Annotated in this window: 16 protein-coding genes and 1 pseudogene; 10 read left to right on the top strand and 7 right to left on the bottom strand. The window is 67.8% G+C overall.

Translation table 11 applies throughout. From position 1 onward, the window contains the following. Positions 1 to 12: 12 nt before the first annotated feature. The 3 genes from KXD97_RS12530 to KXD97_RS12540 are packed head-to-tail and all read right to left on the bottom strand — an operon-like array spanning position 13 to position 2093. The gene (locus KXD97_RS12530) at positions 13 to 273 is read right to left on the bottom strand and encodes a hypothetical protein (RefSeq protein WP_260757082.1); all 261 of its coding nucleotides are present in this window, start codon (positions 271 to 273) and stop codon (positions 13 to 15) included. Further along, on the bottom strand, positions 270 to 578 hold the full coding sequence (locus KXD97_RS12535) for a hypothetical protein (RefSeq protein ID WP_260757083.1): 309 nt from the start codon (positions 576 to 578) through the stop codon (positions 270 to 272). The genes KXD97_RS12530 and KXD97_RS12535 overlap by 4 nt, the downstream gene beginning before the upstream one ends. Positions 579 to 602: 24 nt before the next feature. Then, the gene (locus tag KXD97_RS12540) at positions 603 to 2093 is read right to left on the bottom strand and encodes an EspA/EspE family type VII secretion system effector (protein WP_260757084.1); all 1491 of its coding nucleotides are present in this window, start codon (positions 2091 to 2093) and stop codon (positions 603 to 605) included. Between the two features lie 261 nt (positions 2094 to 2354). Between KXD97_RS12540 and KXD97_RS12545 the strand changes: the two genes are divergently transcribed. Beyond that, positions 2355 to 4508, top strand: coding sequence for an EAL domain-containing protein (locus tag KXD97_RS12545; protein ID WP_260757085.1), 2154 nt, complete (start codon positions 2355 to 2357; stop codon positions 4506 to 4508). Positions 4509 to 4715: 207 nt separating this feature from the next. Beyond that, positions 4716 to 6242: an HNH endonuclease signature motif containing protein gene (locus KXD97_RS12550; protein ID WP_260757086.1), complete on the top strand. Its 1527-nt coding sequence runs from the start codon at positions 4716 to 4718 to the stop codon at positions 6240 to 6242. 341 nt (positions 6243 to 6583) lie between these two features. Here the strand turns inward: KXD97_RS12550 and KXD97_RS12555 are convergent, their stop codons facing one another. After that, complete coding sequence (locus tag KXD97_RS12555; protein ID WP_260757087.1) at positions 6584 to 7819, bottom strand: alpha-hydroxy acid oxidase; 1236 nt, start codon at positions 7817 to 7819, stop codon at positions 6584 to 6586. Between the two features lie 112 nt (positions 7820 to 7931). Between KXD97_RS12555 and KXD97_RS12560 the strand changes: the two genes are divergently transcribed. Further along, positions 7932 to 8408, top strand: coding sequence for a hypothetical protein (locus tag KXD97_RS12560; protein WP_260757088.1), 477 nt, complete (start codon positions 7932 to 7934; stop codon positions 8406 to 8408). Further along, positions 8372 to 8713, top strand: coding sequence for a hypothetical protein (locus KXD97_RS12565; RefSeq protein WP_260757089.1), 342 nt, complete (start codon positions 8372 to 8374; stop codon positions 8711 to 8713). Before KXD97_RS12560 ends, KXD97_RS12565 begins: the two co-directional genes overlap by 37 nt. A 162-nt stretch (positions 8714 to 8875) precedes the next feature. Here KXD97_RS12565 and KXD97_RS12570 read toward each other — a convergent pair whose 3' ends face one another. After that, positions 8876 to 10279: an IS1380 family transposase gene (locus tag KXD97_RS12570; protein ID WP_260752814.1), complete on the bottom strand. Its 1404-nt coding sequence runs from the start codon at positions 10277 to 10279 to the stop codon at positions 8876 to 8878. Positions 10280 to 10412: 133 nt separating this feature from the next. On the opposite strand from KXD97_RS12570, the gene KXD97_RS12575 reads away from it, so the two are divergent. The 6 genes and pseudogenes from KXD97_RS12575 to gyrB all read left to right on the top strand — a co-directional run bounded on the left by KXD97_RS12575 (position 10413) and on the right by gyrB (position 16727). Then, on the top strand, positions 10413 to 10715 hold the full coding sequence (locus KXD97_RS12575; RefSeq protein WP_260757090.1) for a hypothetical protein: 303 nt from the start codon (positions 10413 to 10415) through the stop codon (positions 10713 to 10715). Continuing rightward, the gene (locus tag KXD97_RS12580) at positions 10699 to 11442 is read left to right on the top strand and encodes an MBL fold metallo-hydrolase (RefSeq protein WP_260757091.1); all 744 of its coding nucleotides are present in this window, start codon (positions 10699 to 10701) and stop codon (positions 11440 to 11442) included. The genes KXD97_RS12575 and KXD97_RS12580 overlap by 17 nt, the downstream gene beginning before the upstream one ends. 89 nt (positions 11443 to 11531) lie before the next feature. After that, positions 11532 to 12410, top strand: a complete 879-nt coding sequence (locus KXD97_RS12585) for a formylglycine-generating enzyme family protein (RefSeq protein ID WP_260757093.1) — start codon at positions 11532 to 11534, stop codon at positions 12408 to 12410. Positions 12411 to 12542: 132 nt separating this feature from the next. Then, entirely contained in the window at positions 12543 to 13343 is an 801-nt protein-coding gene (locus tag KXD97_RS12590) for a GntR family transcriptional regulator (RefSeq protein ID WP_396885109.1), read from the top strand. A gap of 64 nt (positions 13344 to 13407) precedes the next feature. Then, positions 13408 to 14763: an arylsulfatase gene (locus KXD97_RS12595; protein WP_260757095.1), complete on the top strand. Its 1356-nt coding sequence runs from the start codon at positions 13408 to 13410 to the stop codon at positions 14761 to 14763. A gap of 8 nt (positions 14764 to 14771) precedes the next feature. Then, positions 14772 to 16727, top strand: a pseudogene (gene gyrB, locus KXD97_RS12600) (DNA topoisomerase (ATP-hydrolyzing) subunit B). A 16-nt stretch (positions 16728 to 16743) separates the two neighbouring features. On the opposite strand, the gene KXD97_RS12605 reads toward gyrB, so the two are convergent. Then, on the bottom strand, positions 16744 to 17064 hold the full coding sequence (locus KXD97_RS12605) for a DUF202 domain-containing protein (protein ID WP_260757097.1): 321 nt from the start codon (positions 17062 to 17064) through the stop codon (positions 16744 to 16746). Beyond that, complete coding sequence (locus KXD97_RS12610) at positions 17061 to 17426, bottom strand: YidH family protein (RefSeq protein WP_260757098.1); 366 nt, start codon at positions 17424 to 17426, stop codon at positions 17061 to 17063. Before KXD97_RS12610 ends, KXD97_RS12605 begins: the two co-directional genes overlap by 4 nt. Between the last annotated feature and the right edge of the window lie 87 nt (positions 17427 to 17513).

The following is a 17513-nucleotide window of genomic DNA, read 5'->3' on the forward strand; positions in this document are numbered from 1 at the left end:
CCATGTCAGAACTCAACGAAGCCCCGCCCCGACAAACATCAGCACCACGAACAGAATCTCGAACGCCACCACGCCCAGCACCGCGATCATTGCGCCCTTCGCAAACTCGAAGTGCCCCTTGATCGGAATCACCGCGGCCACTGCGGCCACGACCGCCGGGAACAGCGGTGCGAACGGCCAGAACACCCCCAGCGTCAGGCACACCGACGCGAACCCGACGAAGAATCCCGCCAGCAGCACCCCCGGCCGTTGCGTGCGAACATGTTCCGTCATACCGAGGCCCCCGCCTCGACGAGAAACCCGGCGGCGCTGAACACCACCACCGGCACCAGCCCGGTGAGCGGTGCCAGCACCAGTCCCGCACCGTAACAGCGCCTCTCGGCCGAACCGGCACCGCGGTAGAGCGCCGCGCCGACGATGAGTAGCGTCACCGCCACCACGCCGACCGCCACCCACGCGGCCACCGCCCCGTCGGAGGCGATCAGCGCGTACACCGCTCCCGCCCAGAACGCCGCCCCCGCCAACGCTCCGATCACCGCCGCCCGTGTCCAGTCGATCACCGCTTCAGCCTCCCGCATTCACCGATTGTAGGTACGCGCCGCTCATCGGCCCGGCAGAAACTCGGTGCCCTGCAGCGGCGTATAGACCCGCACCGTCGGCGCGTCCCCGGCCGGCCCGAACGGCGTGAAATTCCCCGGCGGCACGACCGACATCGGCGGCGTCACCGGAATCGGTGCCGGCTCACCCACACCCACACTGGGAATCGCCGGCGGAACGATCTGCGGGACAACGCTGTTGAAACTCGGCACCACCGTCGGGTCGCCGACGTCCTTGTCGAACGGCAGCCCGGCCAGCGGGCCGGCGGCGTTGTCGAAGAACGTCGGCCATTCCTGCAGCACGGTGGTGGTGGTCCCGCCACGATCGCTGTAGATCTCCAGCGCCGGGAACGTGGTCACGTCGTCGCCGCCCACCCGCGGCCCGGCGTCTGACGGCACGATGCCCAGCGTCCCGTTCACGCTGATTCCGGAACCCTTGGCCAGACCCTCACCGCCGGGCGAGAAGGGATCCGCGGCGTTGTAGTTGATCAGCACCCCGCCGCCGGAGGTCTGCACCGCACCGATAGACGGTGTGCCGGTGCGCACCTGGCCGGTGTCGGCGTTGATCGACGGGTTCTGGCGGGCCACGATGATCCCGTTGTCGAAGTCGGTGTAGATCGCCACCCGCGATGCCTCGGGTCCGGCGGTGGGGGAGAAGCCGCGGTTGTCGCCGAGATTGTTGTCGTACGGCGGGATCCCGACCGTCGGCGCCCATACGTCCTCGCTCGGGATGAACAGGTTGGTGCGCACCACGCCCTGCCCCGGCACCGGCTCGATCCGCCCGACCACGATATTCGCGTCCACGCCCTGGTTTTTCGGGTCATAGCTGTGTGGGTCGAGCGCCGAGGCGGTCAGCCAGTCGCTGTCGCTGACCGGGTCCCGGCCGAATACCTCGCGGAACGCGTCGATCTGGTTCTTCCTGCGTTCGGACTCGTCCGGTTCTGCGGACTCGTCGAGTTCGTCGTCTCCGGGCGCCGGAGCCTCCGGCGGCCCGCCGAACTTCTGCCCCATGCCCAGCGCCTGGAACTCGCCTCCGATGGTGGCGATGTCACCGCCCACGGCGTTCAACTCGCCGTTGGCGCGGGTGACGACCTCGGTCAGCTGCGCCAGGCCCTTCTGCACGATCGGCGCCACCATCAGCTCGCCGGCCCGGTTCTTGGGCACACTTGCCGCGGCGGCCACCACCCACTCGCGGATCGCGTCGAGGTTCTGCCGTCCGGCGGTCACGATCTGGGCGGACCGGTCTATCTGTTCAGCCAGCCGCCGGTCGAGGCCGCTCAGCTCGCGCACGACGCCCTGATGGTCGGTGTTGAGCGCGCCGTACGCGGTGGCTGCGCCGCCGGACCAGAACGTCGTCGGCGCCGCCGCGTCGAGGTCGTCGGTCAACCGCCGCAGCGCGGCGCTGTGGTCATACGACGCACCCGGCTGCGGAACGCCCGACCCGAAGGTCGCCCGGGCCTTGGCCCACGTCGACAGGAACGCCTCGAGTGCACTCACCCCGCTGCCGCCCGTGCCATGACTCTCATTATCGGTGCGGTCCACCCGCCCCTACTGCACCAATCCGGCCGGACCGCCGACGCTTGCTGGAATCGCAGCGGCAGTGGAGAGATAACGCCGCGATCAGCGCATACCTGGAGGAAGCGGCATGCACTGCCACAGTTCCCGCAGTTCAGTCGCGGTCACGGCGGGGTAACGTCATTGAAACGGGAACCTCCAAAAACGAGCAGCTAGTTATTAACGGCCTTATTATTTTTTGCTATGTCGGTCGAGCAGGTGTCGGGGGCCCTCGTGGGGCGTGAACCCGAGATCCCCGTCGACCTGGTTCGTACCCTTCTCGGTGTCCTCCGGCAGCGTCTCGGGCTGGATACCGCGTGGCTGTCGGTGTTCCACGACGGCATGCAAGTGATCGAGGTGCTCGACGGTGACGCCGACACGCTCGGCGTCTCACCGGGGCAGCGCTCGCACCTGTCCGAGTCCTACTGTGTGCGCGTCATCGACGGCCGGCTGCCGGCGGTCATCCCTGACACCACGGCCAACCAGATCACCGCCGCGCTGCCCATCACGCACGAAACAGGTCTCCGCGCCTACGTCGGCGTCCCGGTACTCGGCCAGGACGGTGTCACGGTTGGCATGGTCTGCGTGGTAAGCGAGAAGCCCAAGCCCTATCTGGCCGACGAGGACCTCCACATCGTCCAGCAGGTCGCCGACCTGATCGGCACGTTGATCGAGACTCCCGCCCGCTGCCAGGACCCCACCGCCGATCAGCGCAAGGCGATCCGCCGGGTGGTGGCCGAACGGGACTTCGAGGTGGTGTTCCAGTCGATCCACGACGCCGGAACCGGCAAGGTGGTCGGTGTCGAGGCGCTCGCCCGGTTCCCGTGCGAACCGTTCCGACCCGATAAGTTCTTCGAACAGGCCGCGTTGCTCGGCCTCGACATCGAGCTCGAGACCGCCATCGTCAGCCGTGTGCTGTCGCTGATACCCCAACTGCCCGACGACGTGTTCGTCTCGATGAACATCTCCCCGGCCGCTGCTCTGGCCGCCCCGTGGTCCGAACTGCTCGACGACGTCGACCCGTCACGCATCGTCCTGGAGATCACCGAACACGACGCCGTCCCCAACTACGGCGCCCTCGATGACGCGCTCGATACGTGCCGGGCCCGCGGCATGCGCGTTGCGGTCGACGACGTAGGAGCCGGCTTCGCGTCGTTCTCCCACGTGCTCGAACTGGCCCCCGAATTCGTCAAGATCGACCAGTCGATCACCCGGCACATGGACACTGATGACGCGCGCCGCCGGCTCGCGCAGGCCATCGCGCAGTTCGCCAGTCAGATCGGCGCCACCGTGATCGCCGAGGGCGTGGAGAGTCAGGGCGAGCTCGACGCCGTCGTCGCCTCCGGTATCTCCTGGGCGCAGGGCTTCTGCCTCAGCCGGCCCAAGCCGCACGCCCACGGCTTCCCGACCTCGCACGCGATCGCCGCGGCAGCCGACCCGCCGTCGTCGGCCGTAGATCTGTTGGGAGAGCGCCCGTTTGAGCTCGCGCTGGCCCATTCCCCGATCGGGATGGCCGTCGTCGCACTCGACGGCACGTTCCTGCGCACCAACCGGGCGCTGCGCACGATGCTCGGCTACAACCGGCGGGCGTTGGGCGAGATGAACTTTCAGCAAATCACCCATCCTGACGACCTGGACTCCGACCTGGCCCTGATGGCTGATTGCATCGCCGGGAGGCGGCGCTCGTATCGCATCGACAAGCGCTACATCGCCGCCGACGGGCACGTGGTGTGGTGCGCGCTGACCGTGGTGCTGGTGCACGCGCCGAAAGAACAACCGCTGTGCTTCGTCTCCCAAGTCGTGGATGTCACCGCCGACCGAATCCGTGAGGCCGAGCTGGCCCATCAGGCGGCCACCGATCCGCTCACCGCGATCGCGAACCGCTCCGCCGGATGGAGCCGGCTCGAGCAACGTGACACCGACGGCGCCGGCTACGGCGTGTTGTTCTGTGACATCGAACGATTCAAGGCCGTCAACGACAGCCGCGGCCACCACGCCGGCGACCAGTTGCTGGTCGAGGTGGCGGCCCGGCTGCTGTGCGTCGTCGGCGACGACGACCTCGTCGCCCGCTGGGGCGGCGATGAATTCCTGGTCATCACCGATACCGTCGACGACCACGGACTGGCGCTGCTGGCACGCAAGATCACCGAGCAGTTCGACACCGCGCCGATCATGCTGGCCGACGGCACCCGGATGCCGGTCACGTTGACGATCGGCTTCTCCGCCCACCGCCCAGGCGACGGCCGCGACGTCGATGCCGTCCTCGACGCCGCCGATCAGGCCATGTACCAGCAGCGCCGTAGACGCCGCAGCACCGACTGGCACGCCGGCGGCGACACCGGCTGGCTCGCCGAGTGATATCACCCGGCGGAAGAGGCTAGAGCCTTCGGCAGCTTTCTGCACTCGCGAGGTCAAAGCGAGTTCGGTGTAGATGTGGGTCAGTGGCCACAGGAGGCTGGAGCGTCTTCGCCCGTCCACTCGGAACTGTTTCAGCGAAGTCGTGATGCGGGACTGTGGCCGTGTCGCGGGGTGACATCCGCGATGTCCGTACTTGTCGGTGGTCGAATGTATGTTCGAAGTATGTCAGGTGGGGACCTACTCGGCGCGGTGACCGCTTTGCGGGCTGCCTTCGATGAGGTGGCCGGCTGTGACGTCGATTTGTTGACCGGGCCTGATCTTGTTGCGGCCCTGGATGAACTGGAGACGTTGTCGTGCCGATTGCCGGCGGTGGGTCATCGGTTGCTGGCGCGGTTGCAGACTGAGGCGACACCGCAGCAGATGGGTGCGAAATCGTGGAAAGAAGTGTTGACCGTCCGGTGGCGGATCTCGGCTGGTGAGGCCCACCGCCGGCTGACCGAGGCCGCGGTGTTGGCGCCGCGGCCGTCGTTGACCGGCCCGGCCCTGCCGCCGGTGCTGCCCGCCACGGCGATCGCCCAAGCGCACGGGCTGATCAACGCCGAACACGTCGACGTGATCCGCCGATCGCTCAACAAGGTGCCGGGCTGGGTAGACAGCGCCACCCGGGAGCGCATCGAGGTCGACCTGGTCCGCACTGCGGTGGGCAATGGACCCAAGGAGCTGAAAGACTCGGCCGACCGCACCTTGTTCCTGCTCGATCAGGACGGTCCCGAACCCGATGACACCGAACGTGCCCGCAAGCGCGGGGTCACCAAGCACAAGCAGCGTGGCGACGCGATGGTCGACCTGTCTGCGACGTTGACTCCGGAGGCGTGGGCGGTGTGGGAGCCGATTTTCGCGAGGTTGGCCGCGCCGGGGATGTGTAATCCCGACGATCCCGAGCCGTGTACGTCGGGGACGCCGTCGCAGGCCCAGATCGACAACGATCATCGCAGCCTGGCCCAGCGCCAGCATGATGCGCTCGTTGCGGCCGGGCGGATCGCGTTGATGAGTGGGCAGCTGGGGCAGCTCAACGGGTTGCCGGTGTCGGTGATCATCCGTACCACGCTGCAGGATTTGGAGTCCCGCGCCGGGGTCGGTGTCACCGGCGGGGGCACGGTGGTGCCGATCAGTGAGGTGATCCGGATGGCCGGGCACGCCAACCACTATCTGGCGGTGTTCGACCGGGCCACCGGCTCGGCGCTGGAGTTGTTCCGCACCAAACGCGTCGCCTCCCCGTCCCAGCGGATCATGCTGATCGCCCGTGATGGCGGGTGTACCAAGCCGTGCTGCACGGTCGGCGCGTACGGCTCCCAGGCTCATCACGTCGTCGCGGACTGGGTCGATGGCGGGAACACCAACGTCGATGAAATGGGCCTGGCGTGCGGGCCGGATAACCGCAGCGTCGGCGCTGACGGCGGTGGTTGGTCGACCCGGATGAACGACCGTTGTGAGGTGGAATGGATTCCACCTCCGGGCCTGGACACCGGTCAGGCCCGGCTCAACTACTACCACCGCCCCGAACGGCTGCTGCGTCCCCCCGAGGATCTGCCACCGGAGGGCCAGAACACCAGTGCGCCAACCCAACCCGCCGATGGTGGGACGGTCGACGACGCCGAACCGGGTCCTCCACGGCCGGCCGATGACCCCGGCGAACCCGGCGGACCCGCACCACCCGGCAACCAAGCGGCCTGACGGTCGCGGGGTTCGTTGACCCGTGCAACAGGATGGCTTGGCCGCCGGATTCTATGGCGCCGGCATCATGTGGCCGCCGCCTGCGCTGGTGCCGGCATCACCTGAGAACCGGTTATGGGCTTTCACCAACTTGGTCAGCGTCTTTTGGGGTCGGCGACGGCGGCTCTCTCCCGCAACCGCGTCGACGCCCCGACGTCAGCGAGCAGCAACGTGACATTCCCAGTTGGCAATCCGCTCATTGCTAGCCAGGATTCGCCAAACGTCAGCGCATCCGCGTATCTCGGGAGCTTCCGTATGGGCAGCGACGGCCCTCAAGGCGGCGGCGACCCGTCCGTGTGTATCTACGGCCGGGGTCGCGGCACCAGCCGTTCGAACTGTGTCACGTGGCCGGGCTCCAGCTGGTCGAGCGCGTTGACCCCGAGCAGCCGCATGGTGCGGGTGATCTGTTCGGACAGGATCGCGATGGCCCGATCGACACCGGCCTCACCGCCGGCCATCAACCCGTACAGGTAGGCGCGACCGACCAGCGTGAAGCGCGCGCCGAGCGCGATCGACGCGACGATGTCGGCCCCGGACATGATGCCGGTGTCGAGGATGATCTCGGTGCGCTCGCCGACGGCCTTCGCGACCCGGGGCAGCAGGTGGAACGGGATCGGCGCCCGATCCAGTTGCCGCCCACCGTGATTGGACAGCACCAGGCCGTCGACGCCGAGGTCGGTCACCGCTACCGCGTCCTCCAGCGTCTGGATGCCCTTGACCACCAGCTTGCCCGGCCACTGGGCTTTGATCCAGGCCAGATCCTCAAACGTGACCGTCGGGTCGAACATCGTGTCCAGCAGCTCGGCGACGGTGCCTGACCACCGGTCCAGCGACGCGAACGCCAGCGGCTCCGTGGTCAGGAAGTCGATCCACCATTGCGGGCGCGGAATCGCGTTGAGCACAGTCTTAGCGGTGAGCGCCGGAGGGATCGACATTCCGTTGCGCTTGTCACGCAGCCGTGCCCCGGCCACCGGCACGTCGACGGTCACCAGCATGGTGTCGAAACCGGCCGCGGCAGCCCGCTCGACCAGCGCCATCGACCGGTCCCGGTCCTTCCACATGTACAGCTGAAACCAGTTGCGGCCATGCGGGTTCGCGGCCTTGACGTCTTCGATGGACGCGGTGCCCATGGTCGACAGCGAGAACGGGATACCGGCACGGGCGGCCGCGTGGGCGCCGGCATACTCACCCTCGGTCTGCATCATCCGGGTGAAGCCGGTCGGCGCGATGCCGAACGGCAGCTCCGAACGGCCGCCGAGGATCGTGCAGCTGGTGTCGACCTTGGACACATCGCGCAGGATCGACGGGTGGAACTCGATGTCCTGGAACGCCTGCCGGGCCCGCGCGAGGGACAGCTCAGCCTCCGCGGAGCCGTCGGTGTAGTCGAACGCCGCCCTGGGTGTGCGGCGCTTGGCGATGGTGCGCAGGTCCTCGATGGTGAGGGCCTGGTCCAGCCGGCGTTTCCTCGCGTTGAACTCGGGCTTCTTGAACTGCATCAGCGGGGCGAGGTCCCTGACGCGGGGGACACGGCGTTTCATCGGGGTACCTTTCGCGCCTCGGCTGTGGCGGACGTATCCGGCGATTCTTCCAGATTGCCGAGGACCGGAGCGCCGGCGCGCAGCTCCAGCGGCCGCGGGTAGCGTCCGCGGGATGAACGACGGACGCAGGCGCCGCAAGGCCAAGCAGGCGCGCCGCGAGGCCCGGCGGCAGGACACCCGCGACCCGCAGGGCACATGGGAAGCCGAGGTCCTGGAGGAGACGCCGCTGCTCGACGAGGTGCGCGAGGCGCTGACCGGTCACCCGCTGGAGCTGCTCGGGGTGGTCAGCGTGATCGTCGAGGCCACCACGCCCGACTCGATGCCTTGGCTGCCGTCACGCGACGAGCGGGAGACCGTCGAGCTGGACCGCCTGCTCGACGGCTTCGTCGACGTGCCGAACACCGAGACGACCGCGCTGCTGGCCGTGCTGGCCGAACTCCTCGATGACGTCGGGCAGCGGGCGCGCTGCCGGCAGGAGCTCGACGCGCGACGCGACACCCTGCCGCGGTGGCTCACCGGACTGGGCGGCGTCGAGGTGTACCGCGCGGTGCGATGGCCCACGCGCCGGGGGCCGGTGACGAGGTGCTGATCGGGGCGCGGCTGGCCGGCGGTGCGGAGCTGACCGCGGTGGCGTTCGTCGACGCGTCGTCGGCGGTCAAGGACGCGTTCGTCGTACCCGAGGCGATCGACGACGTGATCCGTACGGCCGCCGACCGCAACACCGACCCGGACACCCGCTTCGTCGCGATGAGCCTCGCCGATGCGCGGGGGTGGCTGCAGCCCGGCCTCAGACAACCGTCCCTGGATCGGTCGGACTCGTGGCCCGCCTGCCGGCCGCTGCTGCGCTGGCTGGCCGGGCGCCTGCCGGAAGGCGGAACCCGGGCGGGGCAATAGCGGCTCTGGCCCGACCCGGCGGCCTTAGCCTCGATCCACTGATGAATTGGGGTAGGTGTGCCTCGCTGGGCTGTTGAGGGCTGGTCCTGGTCGCGGGCAGGGGGTATCTGCTGGTCTGTCCAGCTGTTCCTGTGCGCTCCGGTCGGGCCTTTCGGCATATGGTCAGGTGGTGGCGATTTCTGGTGGGCTGTAGCCGATGGTGTTGCGCCACAACGTGAGCCAGTGCTCTGTCCAGGGCCAGTGCGCTGGTAGGTGCAGGATAGGTTGGCGTTGCGGACGGGCCAGGCGGGCCGGGATAGTGATTATCTTGCGGCGCAGTGTCGCCCCGCGGGCGACCGCGTGGGCACCTCCGGCCAGGACGCCGACGGCGCGCAGCAGGTTGTGGGCGATCGCGGCGCACAGGATCCAGGCCGAGTTCGCGCCGAACCGCCCCGAGGGCATGTGCGCCAAAGGTCCGTCGATGAGGTCGGCGAACACGGTTTCGATGATGGCGTGGCGGCGATGAGTGATGTCAGCGGCGTCGACGGGTTCGTCGGAATTGGTGAAGAACGGGTGGTACCGCCACACCGGAAACAGCGCATCGAGGAACCGCGCGTCTTTGACCCGGCGCACGACCAACCGGGCGGTCACCGGAGTCTTGGTGGAACCGAAGGCTGTGTAGGTGGTTTCGGCGACTTCGGCATCGGAGATCCAGGCGCCGGTGTCGGGGTCACGCACAGCACCGGGATAGTTCACCGGGGTCCACGCGGTCTCGGGAATTGCGTCAATGGCGGCGGCAACTGCGGCGGTCTTGGTCAGCACCAGCGAGAACCGGACACCTGCTCGGTGGCAGGCGGTGACCACGGTGCTATTGCCGTAGGCCGAATCGCCACGCACCAGGATCTGCCCGGTGACCCCGGCAGCACGGGCGGTAGCGGCCGCTTGAGCGATCATGCGGGCTGCGCCCTTGCCGGAGTTGGCCTTGCCCGCCCGCAACCTCGCCCCGGCGATCACCGGCGCACCGTGGTCGGTGCTGATCGTGGTGATCAACGGTGAGAGGCCTTTGCGCAGGATCTGCCTGCCGGCGATCTTGGTGTGTCCGTAGCTGGCGCCCTGCTTGGCGTGCCCGTAGACCGGGCGTAGTAGTGAGTCGATGTCGATGAACGCCCGTCCGTCGGCGCCGGGCAACAGATCGACACGCCCGCACAGCGCGGCCAGGTGTTCGCGCAGGACAGATTCGAGCTGGCGGGCATGCCCGAAGGTGAACTCCCGCAATAAGGTTCCGATCGTCGACGGGGCGTACACACCACCGAAGAGGGTCTTCATCCCACCCGAGCGCACAACGTCTAGGTCATCAATGCTGTCCGCGCCGGCGCACATCCCGGCGATCAGCGTGGTCAGCTTCGGTGACGGATGGGCCGCACCCGAACGGATCCGCTCACAGGTGAACCGGATCTTGTCGGCCAATAGCTGCGACAGACCGGTCTGGTCGGCCAGGGTCATCACCGGCACCAGCCCGGCGCACGACACGAGATGTGCATCATCGAAGACCGCCGACGACACGGCGAACCTATGGGACACTTGCACCGGAAGTGCCTTTCTGAACGTGGGCTGATCGAAGTGTGGTAACTCCAATCATCCCAGCTCAAAGGGCACTTTCCTTACATCAACACCCTCCGAACAGGCGATTCATCGGTGGATCGAGGCTTAGCATGAGCTCGTGGTCCGCCCACTCGGCCAGCTGCAACGCTGGATGTACCGCGGCAACCGCCCGAACGGGCCGGCCCGGGTATCCAACATGCTCGCCGCGCGGCTGTTCTCGCGTCGGCGTGACGTCGCCCTGCAGGTGCGCCGGTTCACGAGCGGCGCCATGGTGAGTGTGCCGGTCGTCATCGGTGCCCGCCCGCACTTTCCGATCAGCCGTCATGCGCCCGTCGACGAATTCGAATCCATCGCAGCACGACTCCCCGTCGTCCGGATTGACCCGGATGCCCCAGGAGCACCCGATGGCACTGGTCGTTGAGGACTATCCGGACCTCGGGGTCACCCGGCTGTCACGCTGGATCTTCAACTGCTACCTCATCCGGAGCGGCACCGACTGTGTCGTGGTCGATGCCGGACTGCCCGCCAGTGCCGACGACATCGCCGGCGTGCTGGCCGTGTTCGGCGGCACCGTCACCGCCGTCGTCGCGACCCACGGGCACAGCGACCACGTCGCCGGCGCTCCCGCACTCGTCGCCGAAACCGGTGCGGCCCTGCACCTTCCCGAGATCACGGTCGGATACCTGGACGGTTCGCAACGGCCCCGTACCCCGGCGCTGTCCAAGGTGGCCCGCATCTGGCCGACGCTGCTGAGCCAGCCGCTGGACCGCACTGCCCTGACCGGCTTCGTGCGCGGCGGGCGGATCGCCGGCTACGGCGGCGCCGCCGGCATGGTCGGCGATCCACTGAAGGCCGCGCGTCCGCTGTCCGACGGCCAACCGCTACCGGCCGTCCCCGGCTGGCAGGTCCTCAGCGTCCCCGGGCACACCGACGATTCGACGGCGTTCTGGCACGCCGACAGCGCCACCCTGCTCTCCGGCGACGCGGTGCTCACCGCCGACGGTCGCGCCTGGTTCACCCCCGAGACCGTCGACGACGGGCTCGCCGCGCGCAGCGAGCGCCGGCTGCGGGCATTGACGGTCGAGCATCTGCTGCCGGGCCACGGCGTACCGGTGCACCAGCGCGATGTCTGGTCCGCGACCCGCTGACGCGGTCACACGCCGGCTCGGCGCCGTGTGCGTCACATTCACGCGGGCGTCGGGTGCCGCCACCGGCCGGGACGACCTAGCCTGGCGTGGTGCTTACTGAATTGGTCGATCTGCCCGGTGGCTCATTCCGGATGGGATCGGTGGATTTCTATCCCGAGGAAGCCCCGGCGCACACGGTGTCGGTGGCCCCGTTTGCGATCGAACGCCATCCGGTCACCAACGCGCAGTTCGCCGAATTCGTTTCTGCGACTGGATATGTCACCGTAGCCGAGCGTGAACTCGACCCCGCCGACTTTCCCGGGGTTCCAGCGGCCGAGCTCATCCCCGGTGCGCTGGTGTTCCGGCAAACCCCAGGCCCGGTTAATCTGCGCGACTGGCGGCAGTGGTGGACATGGGAGCAGGGCGCCTGCTGGCGACACCCGTTCGGGCAGGGCTCGTCGATCGACGACCGACTCGATCACCCGGTGGTGCAGATTGCCTATCCCGACGCCGCGGCGTACGCCCGCTGGGCCGGACGCCGGCTGCCCAGCGAGGCGCAGTGGGAGTACGCCGCCCGCGCCGGCACGACGACCGCCTACGCGTGGGGTGATGACGTCCGACCCAGTGGGACGCTCATGGCCAACACCTGGCAGGGCGACTTCCCGTACCGCAACGAGGGTGCGCTGGGCTGGCAGGGCACTTCCCCGGTGGGCACCTTCCCGCCCAACGGGTTCGGGTTGCTCGACATGATCGGCAACGTGTGGGAGTGGACCACGACCCGCTACACGCGCCACCACCGAGTCGACCAACCCGCCGGGGGCTGCTGCCCGGCACCGCCGCCGGCCGGGGATCCCACCGTGCACCAGGCGCTCAAAGGCGGATCCCACCTGTGTGCGCCCGAATACTGCCACCGCTACCGGCCGGCCGCCCGCTCGTCGCAGTCGCAGGACAGCGCGACCACGCACATCGGGTTCCGCTGCATCGCCTGACCCGCCAAGCGTGGTGGCGGAACACCGTCACTTCCGCCGCCGTGAAGCCGCTGGCCTCCGCGTTTCCGGCCCGTCGGGTGGCGTAACATTCGGTAATCCGCCACCTGGGCCGCGAAGTGGCACAGTGAGGGCATGCCCCGCCGCCCGAAGATTCCCCCGAAGGACTTTCCCCGTCCCTCGGTGCGCGAGTACGCGGGTACCCGGGCCGATGCCGCCCGCTGGGTGCGCGACGTGCTGCGCAGCCAGATCCTGGAGGGAGCTTTCGGTGGATTGGCGGCGGCCCGGCCGGCGCTGCCCTCAGAATCCGAGCTCGCCGCCGAACTCGGCGTGAGCCGCAACGCGATTCGCGAGGCACTGGAACTGTTGCGCGGTGAAGGTTTGATCACCCGGGTGCAGGGTTCGGGCACCTTCGTCACCGGTGCCAAACTGCGCCAGCACCTGGACCGTTTGGAGGGCCTGGCGGAATCCCTTGCCGGACATCAGCTTCCCGTCGACAACGAGGTGCTGTCGGTGCGCGAGTCCACCGCCACCCCGTTCGTCGCCGCGAAACTGCAGCTGCCGGAGAACGCGCCGATCCTGTTCATCGAACGGCTGCGGTCCGTCGGTGGGTTGCCGCTGTCGCTGGACACCACATCGCTGCGGATCGGTGCCATCCCCGTCGATGCCGAACTGACCCAGCAGGATGTGTTCGCACTGATCGAGCAGGAACTCGGCGTGCGCCTGGGTTGGGCGGAGATCACCGTCGAATCCGTAGCGGCGGACGCCACCACCGCCGAACTTCTCCAGATCCGCCCTGGCGCACCATTGTTGTTGCTCCACCGGCTCACCCATCTCGAGGACGGCACCCCGTTCGACCTTGAGACCGTGCGGTACCGCGGCGACAGGTGTTCATTGGTGACCACCGCCACCCGCGGTACCGCTCCTCCATCCTGACCGAGCGTCGCTCGTCCGCGCCCGGCAGGGAATCCACCGCAATGAGTAGAGAGGTCTATTCGTCATGCCCGAACAACCCAACATCGTGTACTTCCACGTCGACAACCTCGGCATGGGTGAGCTCGGCTGCTACGGCGGCGGCATCCTGCGCGGCGCCGACACCGCCCGTGCGGACGCCTTCGCCGCCGAGTCGCTGAAGCTGTCGCACTTCGTCGTCGAACCGCAGTGCACCCCGACCCGGTCGGCGCTGATGACCGGACGGTACCCGATCCGGTCCGGCAACCACACCATCGCGCTCGGCGGTAACGGTGGCGGCATCGTCGCCTGGGAGCGAACGATGGGTGACATCCTGTCCGAAGCAGGTTATGCCACTGCATGTTTCGGCAAGTGGCACATCGGCGCCGAGGACGGTCGCTGGCCGACCGACCACGGCTTCGACGAGTGGTACGGTCCGGCCCGCACCTACGACGAATGCCTGTGGCCGGACGACCCTTGGTATGACGGCGAGCGCGATGGCTACTCCTACATGTACGACGGGACCAAAGCCGACGGTGTCACGACAACCGACCAGCAGCTGACGGTGAAGCTCAAGGGTGAGATGGACGGCGAGTACGACCGCCGGGCCAAAGCGTTCATGAAGCGCAGCGTCGACGCCGGCAAGCCGTTCTACCTGTACCACAACCATTCTCTGATGCACTTCCCGATGGAGGTGCGCGAGGAGTTCAAGGGCAAGAGCACCAACGGCGCCTGGGGTGACTCGCTATTGATGCTCGACCACGACTTCGGCAGCATCCTCGATGCGCTCACCGAACTCGGCATCGAGGACAACACCATCGTGGTGTTCGCCGGCGACAACGGAGCGGAGGACCACCTGGCCGGACGCGGCACCGCGGGCTTCTTCGACGGCTCCTACTTCAGTTCGGCCGAGGGCGGTATCCGCACACCGTGCCTGATCCGCTGGCCCGGCAAGGTGGCGCCGCGGGAGAGCAACGAGATGGTGCACGTCACCGACATGTTCCCGACCCTGCTGCGCTGGGCGGGCGCCGACATCCCGGAGGACCGCATCATCGACGGCATCGACCAGCGCGACTTCTTCGCCGGCGAGACGGAGGAATCCCAACGCGACGGCTGCATGGTGTGGCTCAACGAGGAACTGCACGCCGTGAAGTGGTCACAGTTCAAGATCAACTTCAAGCGCCAGCAGCACTTCCACGACCCGGAGATCCCGCTGGGGTTCGCCCGCATCACCAACTTGCTCGAGGACCCGAAGGAGCGCGAGGCCGTCAACCAGACGTGGGTGCGGTGGTGGGTGATGCAGCACGCCTACCGCTTCATCCAGGCGTTCGAGGAGAGCGTCAAGACCGAGGAACTGATCCCGGCCGGTGCCCCTCTCGACTTCGTGCCGGCCCGCACCCAGTAGGAGCAGCCGTGGCCTCGTCGGAAAGCTATGGCGCCGAATCCATCACGATCCTGGAAGGGCTCGACGTCGTTCGCAAACGGCCCGGGATGTACATCGGGTCCACCGGCGAACGCGGCCTGCACCACATGATCTGGGAGGTCGTGGACAACGCCGTCGACGAGGCGATGGCCGGCTATGCCAGCCGGGTCGACGTGACCCTGCTTCCTGACGGCGGGGTCTAGGTCATCGACGACGGACGCGGGATCCCGGTGGCGCAGCACGCCACCGGGATCCCCGCCATCGACGTCGTGATGACCCAGTTGCACGCCGGCGGCAAGTTCGACTCCGATTCCTACAGCGTCTCTGGCGGTCTGCACGGGGTGGGCGTCTCGGTCGTCAACGCGTTGTCCACCCGGCTTGAGGTGGAGATCCGCCGTGACGGGCATTGCTGGTCGCAGACTTACGACCGCTCCCTGCCGGGCGTGCTCGCCATAGGTGCGCCCACCACAACAACCGGAACCACGGTCAGGTTCTGGGCCGACCCCGACATCTTCGAGACCACCACCTACCGCGTCGACACCGTCGCCCGCCGACTGCAGGAGATGGCGTTCCTCAACCGCGGCCTCACGCTCACCCTCGGTGATCTGCGTGACGGTGGCGATCTCCATGACGGTGGCGACTTAAACGACGACGGCGAGCGGCGCACCTTCCACTACGCCGACGGCCTGATCGACTTCGTCGCGCACCTCAACCGGGCCAAGGAGCCCATCCAGCCGTCGATCATCGGGTTCACCGGAGCCGGGCCCGGCATCGAGGTCGAGGTGGCGATGCAGTGGAACGCCGGCTACTCCGAATCGGTGCACACCTTCGCGAACACCATCAACACCCATGAGGGCGGCACCCACGAGGAGGGCTTCCGCGCGGCGCTGACCTCGGTAGTCAACAAGTACGCCAGGGACAGGAAGCTGCTCAAGGACAAGGATCCGAACCTCACCGGCGACGACATCCGCGAGGGCCTGGCGGCGGTGATCGCGGTCAAGATCGCCGAACCGCAGTTCGAAGGCCAGACCAAGACACGGGTGGGGAACGCCGAGGTGCGTTCCTGCGTGCAGAAGATCTGCCACGACCGATTGACTCACTGGTTCGAGGCCAATCCCACCGAGGCGAAGATCGTCATCACCAAGGTCACGTCCTCAGCACGGGCCCGAGCCGCAGCCCGCAAGGCTCGTGATCTGGTCCGGCGCAAGAGTGCCACCGACATCGGCGGCCTGCCCGGCAAGCTGGCCGACTGCCGGTCCACCGATCCGAGCAAGTCGGAACTGTATGTGGTGGAGGGTGATTCGGCCGGCGGCTCGGCCAAGAGCGGTCGTGACTCGATGTTTCAGGCGATCCTGCCGCTGCGCGGCAAGATCATCAACGTCGAGAAAGCCCGTATCGATCGTGTGCTGAAAAACACCGAGGTCCAGGCGATCATCACCGCGCTGGGCACCGGTATCCACGACGAGTTCGACCTCTCCAAACTGCGCTATCACAAGATCGTGCTGATGGCCGACGCCGACGTCGACGGCCAACACATCTCCACCCTGCTGCTGACGCTGTTGTTCCGGTTCATGAAACCGCTTGTGGAGAACGGCCATATCTTCCTGGCCCAGCCGCCGCTGTACAAGCTGAAGTGGCAGCGCAGCGAGCCGGAGTTCGCCTACTCCGACCGGGAACGCGACGGTCTGCTCGAAGCCGGCCGCGCCGCGGGCAAGAAGATCAACGCAGAGGACGGCATCCAGCGCTACAAAGGTCTGGGCGAGATGGACGCCAAGGAGCTCTGGGAGACCACGATGGATCCGTCGGTGCGCGTGCTCCGGCAGGTCACGCTCGACGACGCCGCGACTGCGGACGAAGTGTTCTCGATCCTGATGGGCGACGACGTCGAAGCACGGCGCAGCTTCATCACCCGCAACGCCAAAGACACCCGGTTCCTCGACATCTGAATCCGGACTGTGCCCGTCACAGCAGCGGCAGCACCAGATAGGTGACCACCAGCGCCGCCAAGATGAGCACCGCCGCCCCGGTGCCCATCACCGCCCGTCGTGCGGTGCGCGGCCGGGCGGCAAGCGTACGGCGGCGCACGACCCCGATCAAAATCACGACGCCGGTGACCACCGCGGCCGCGGCGCCGACGGCGATCCGCCCGGGCTGTTCGAACCCGTGGTATTTGGCCATGAACAGCCCACCGGCCATCAGCGCCGCGAGTGAGGTGCGGGTCCAGGCCAGGTGCGTCCGCTCCGGCTGCAGCCCGCGATCCTGAGCCAGCGCGTCGCGGGTCATGCGGCGACCGCAACACCCACTGTGGTGACCCCGACCACCAGCAGGCCGACTGTCAGGCAGATCGGCGTGCGCGGGCGGGGCAGTGGACGGTCACGCCGCATCGCGTGGTCGACCTGATGCCAACGGTGCAGACCCGCCGCGGCAGTCACCATAGCGAGCAGTCCGACCGCGGCGCCGAGAGCGTGCCGCAGGCCCGGCGAAGCGAGCTCGGGCAGGAACTGCACCACCGCGACCGCGGCAGCCAGCAACCCGAGCGCCGTGCGCTGCCATGCCAGGAACGTGCGTTCGTTGGCCAGGGTGAACCGGTAGTCCGGCTCGAGGAGATCCGAGTCTCCCTCGGCGACAACATGTTCGGATTGCACCGTCCCAGTGTTCCGGGGGTCGATGCGAATGGCCAGCACGGTGTCGGTGGCGTAACCAAGTCTTCACCGGGCGGGGGCGCCGGGACC

This window comes from Mycobacterium sp. SMC-8, assembly GCF_025263565.1.
In the GTDB taxonomy this organism is placed as follows: domain Bacteria; phylum Actinomycetota; class Actinomycetes; order Mycobacteriales; family Mycobacteriaceae; genus Mycobacterium.

Excerpts from the sequence above, each read along its gene's own strand:
- KXD97_RS12530 (WP_260757082.1), bottom strand. The coding sequence starts at position 273 with ATGACGGAACATGTTCGCACGCAACGGCCGGGGGTGCTGCTGGCGGGA.
- KXD97_RS12535 (WP_260757083.1), bottom strand. The coding sequence starts at position 578 with ATGCGGGAGGCTGAAGCGGTGATCGACTGGACACGGGCGGCGGTGATC.
- KXD97_RS12545 (WP_260757085.1), top strand. The coding sequence starts at position 2,355 with ATGTCGGTCGAGCAGGTGTCGGGGGCCCTCGTGGGGCGTGAACCCGAG.
- KXD97_RS12550 (WP_260757086.1), top strand. The coding sequence starts at position 4,716 with ATGTATGTTCGAAGTATGTCAGGTGGGGACCTACTCGGCGCGGTGACC.
- KXD97_RS12555 (WP_260757087.1), bottom strand. The coding sequence starts at position 7,819 with ATGAAACGCCGTGTCCCCCGCGTCAGGGACCTCGCCCCGCTGATGCAG.
- KXD97_RS12560 (WP_260757088.1), top strand. The coding sequence starts at position 7,932 with ATGAACGACGGACGCAGGCGCCGCAAGGCCAAGCAGGCGCGCCGCGAG.
- KXD97_RS12565 (WP_260757089.1), top strand. The coding sequence starts at position 8,372 with ATGGCCCACGCGCCGGGGGCCGGTGACGAGGTGCTGATCGGGGCGCGG.
- KXD97_RS12580 (WP_260757091.1), top strand. The coding sequence starts at position 10,699 with ATGGCACTGGTCGTTGAGGACTATCCGGACCTCGGGGTCACCCGGCTG.
- KXD97_RS12590 (WP_396885109.1), top strand. The coding sequence starts at position 12,543 with ATGCCCCGCCGCCCGAAGATTCCCCCGAAGGACTTTCCCCGTCCCTCG.
- KXD97_RS12595 (WP_260757095.1), top strand. The coding sequence starts at position 13,408 with ATGCCCGAACAACCCAACATCGTGTACTTCCACGTCGACAACCTCGGC.
- KXD97_RS12605 (WP_260757097.1), bottom strand. The coding sequence starts at position 17,064 with ATGACCCGCGACGCGCTGGCTCAGGATCGCGGGCTGCAGCCGGAGCGG.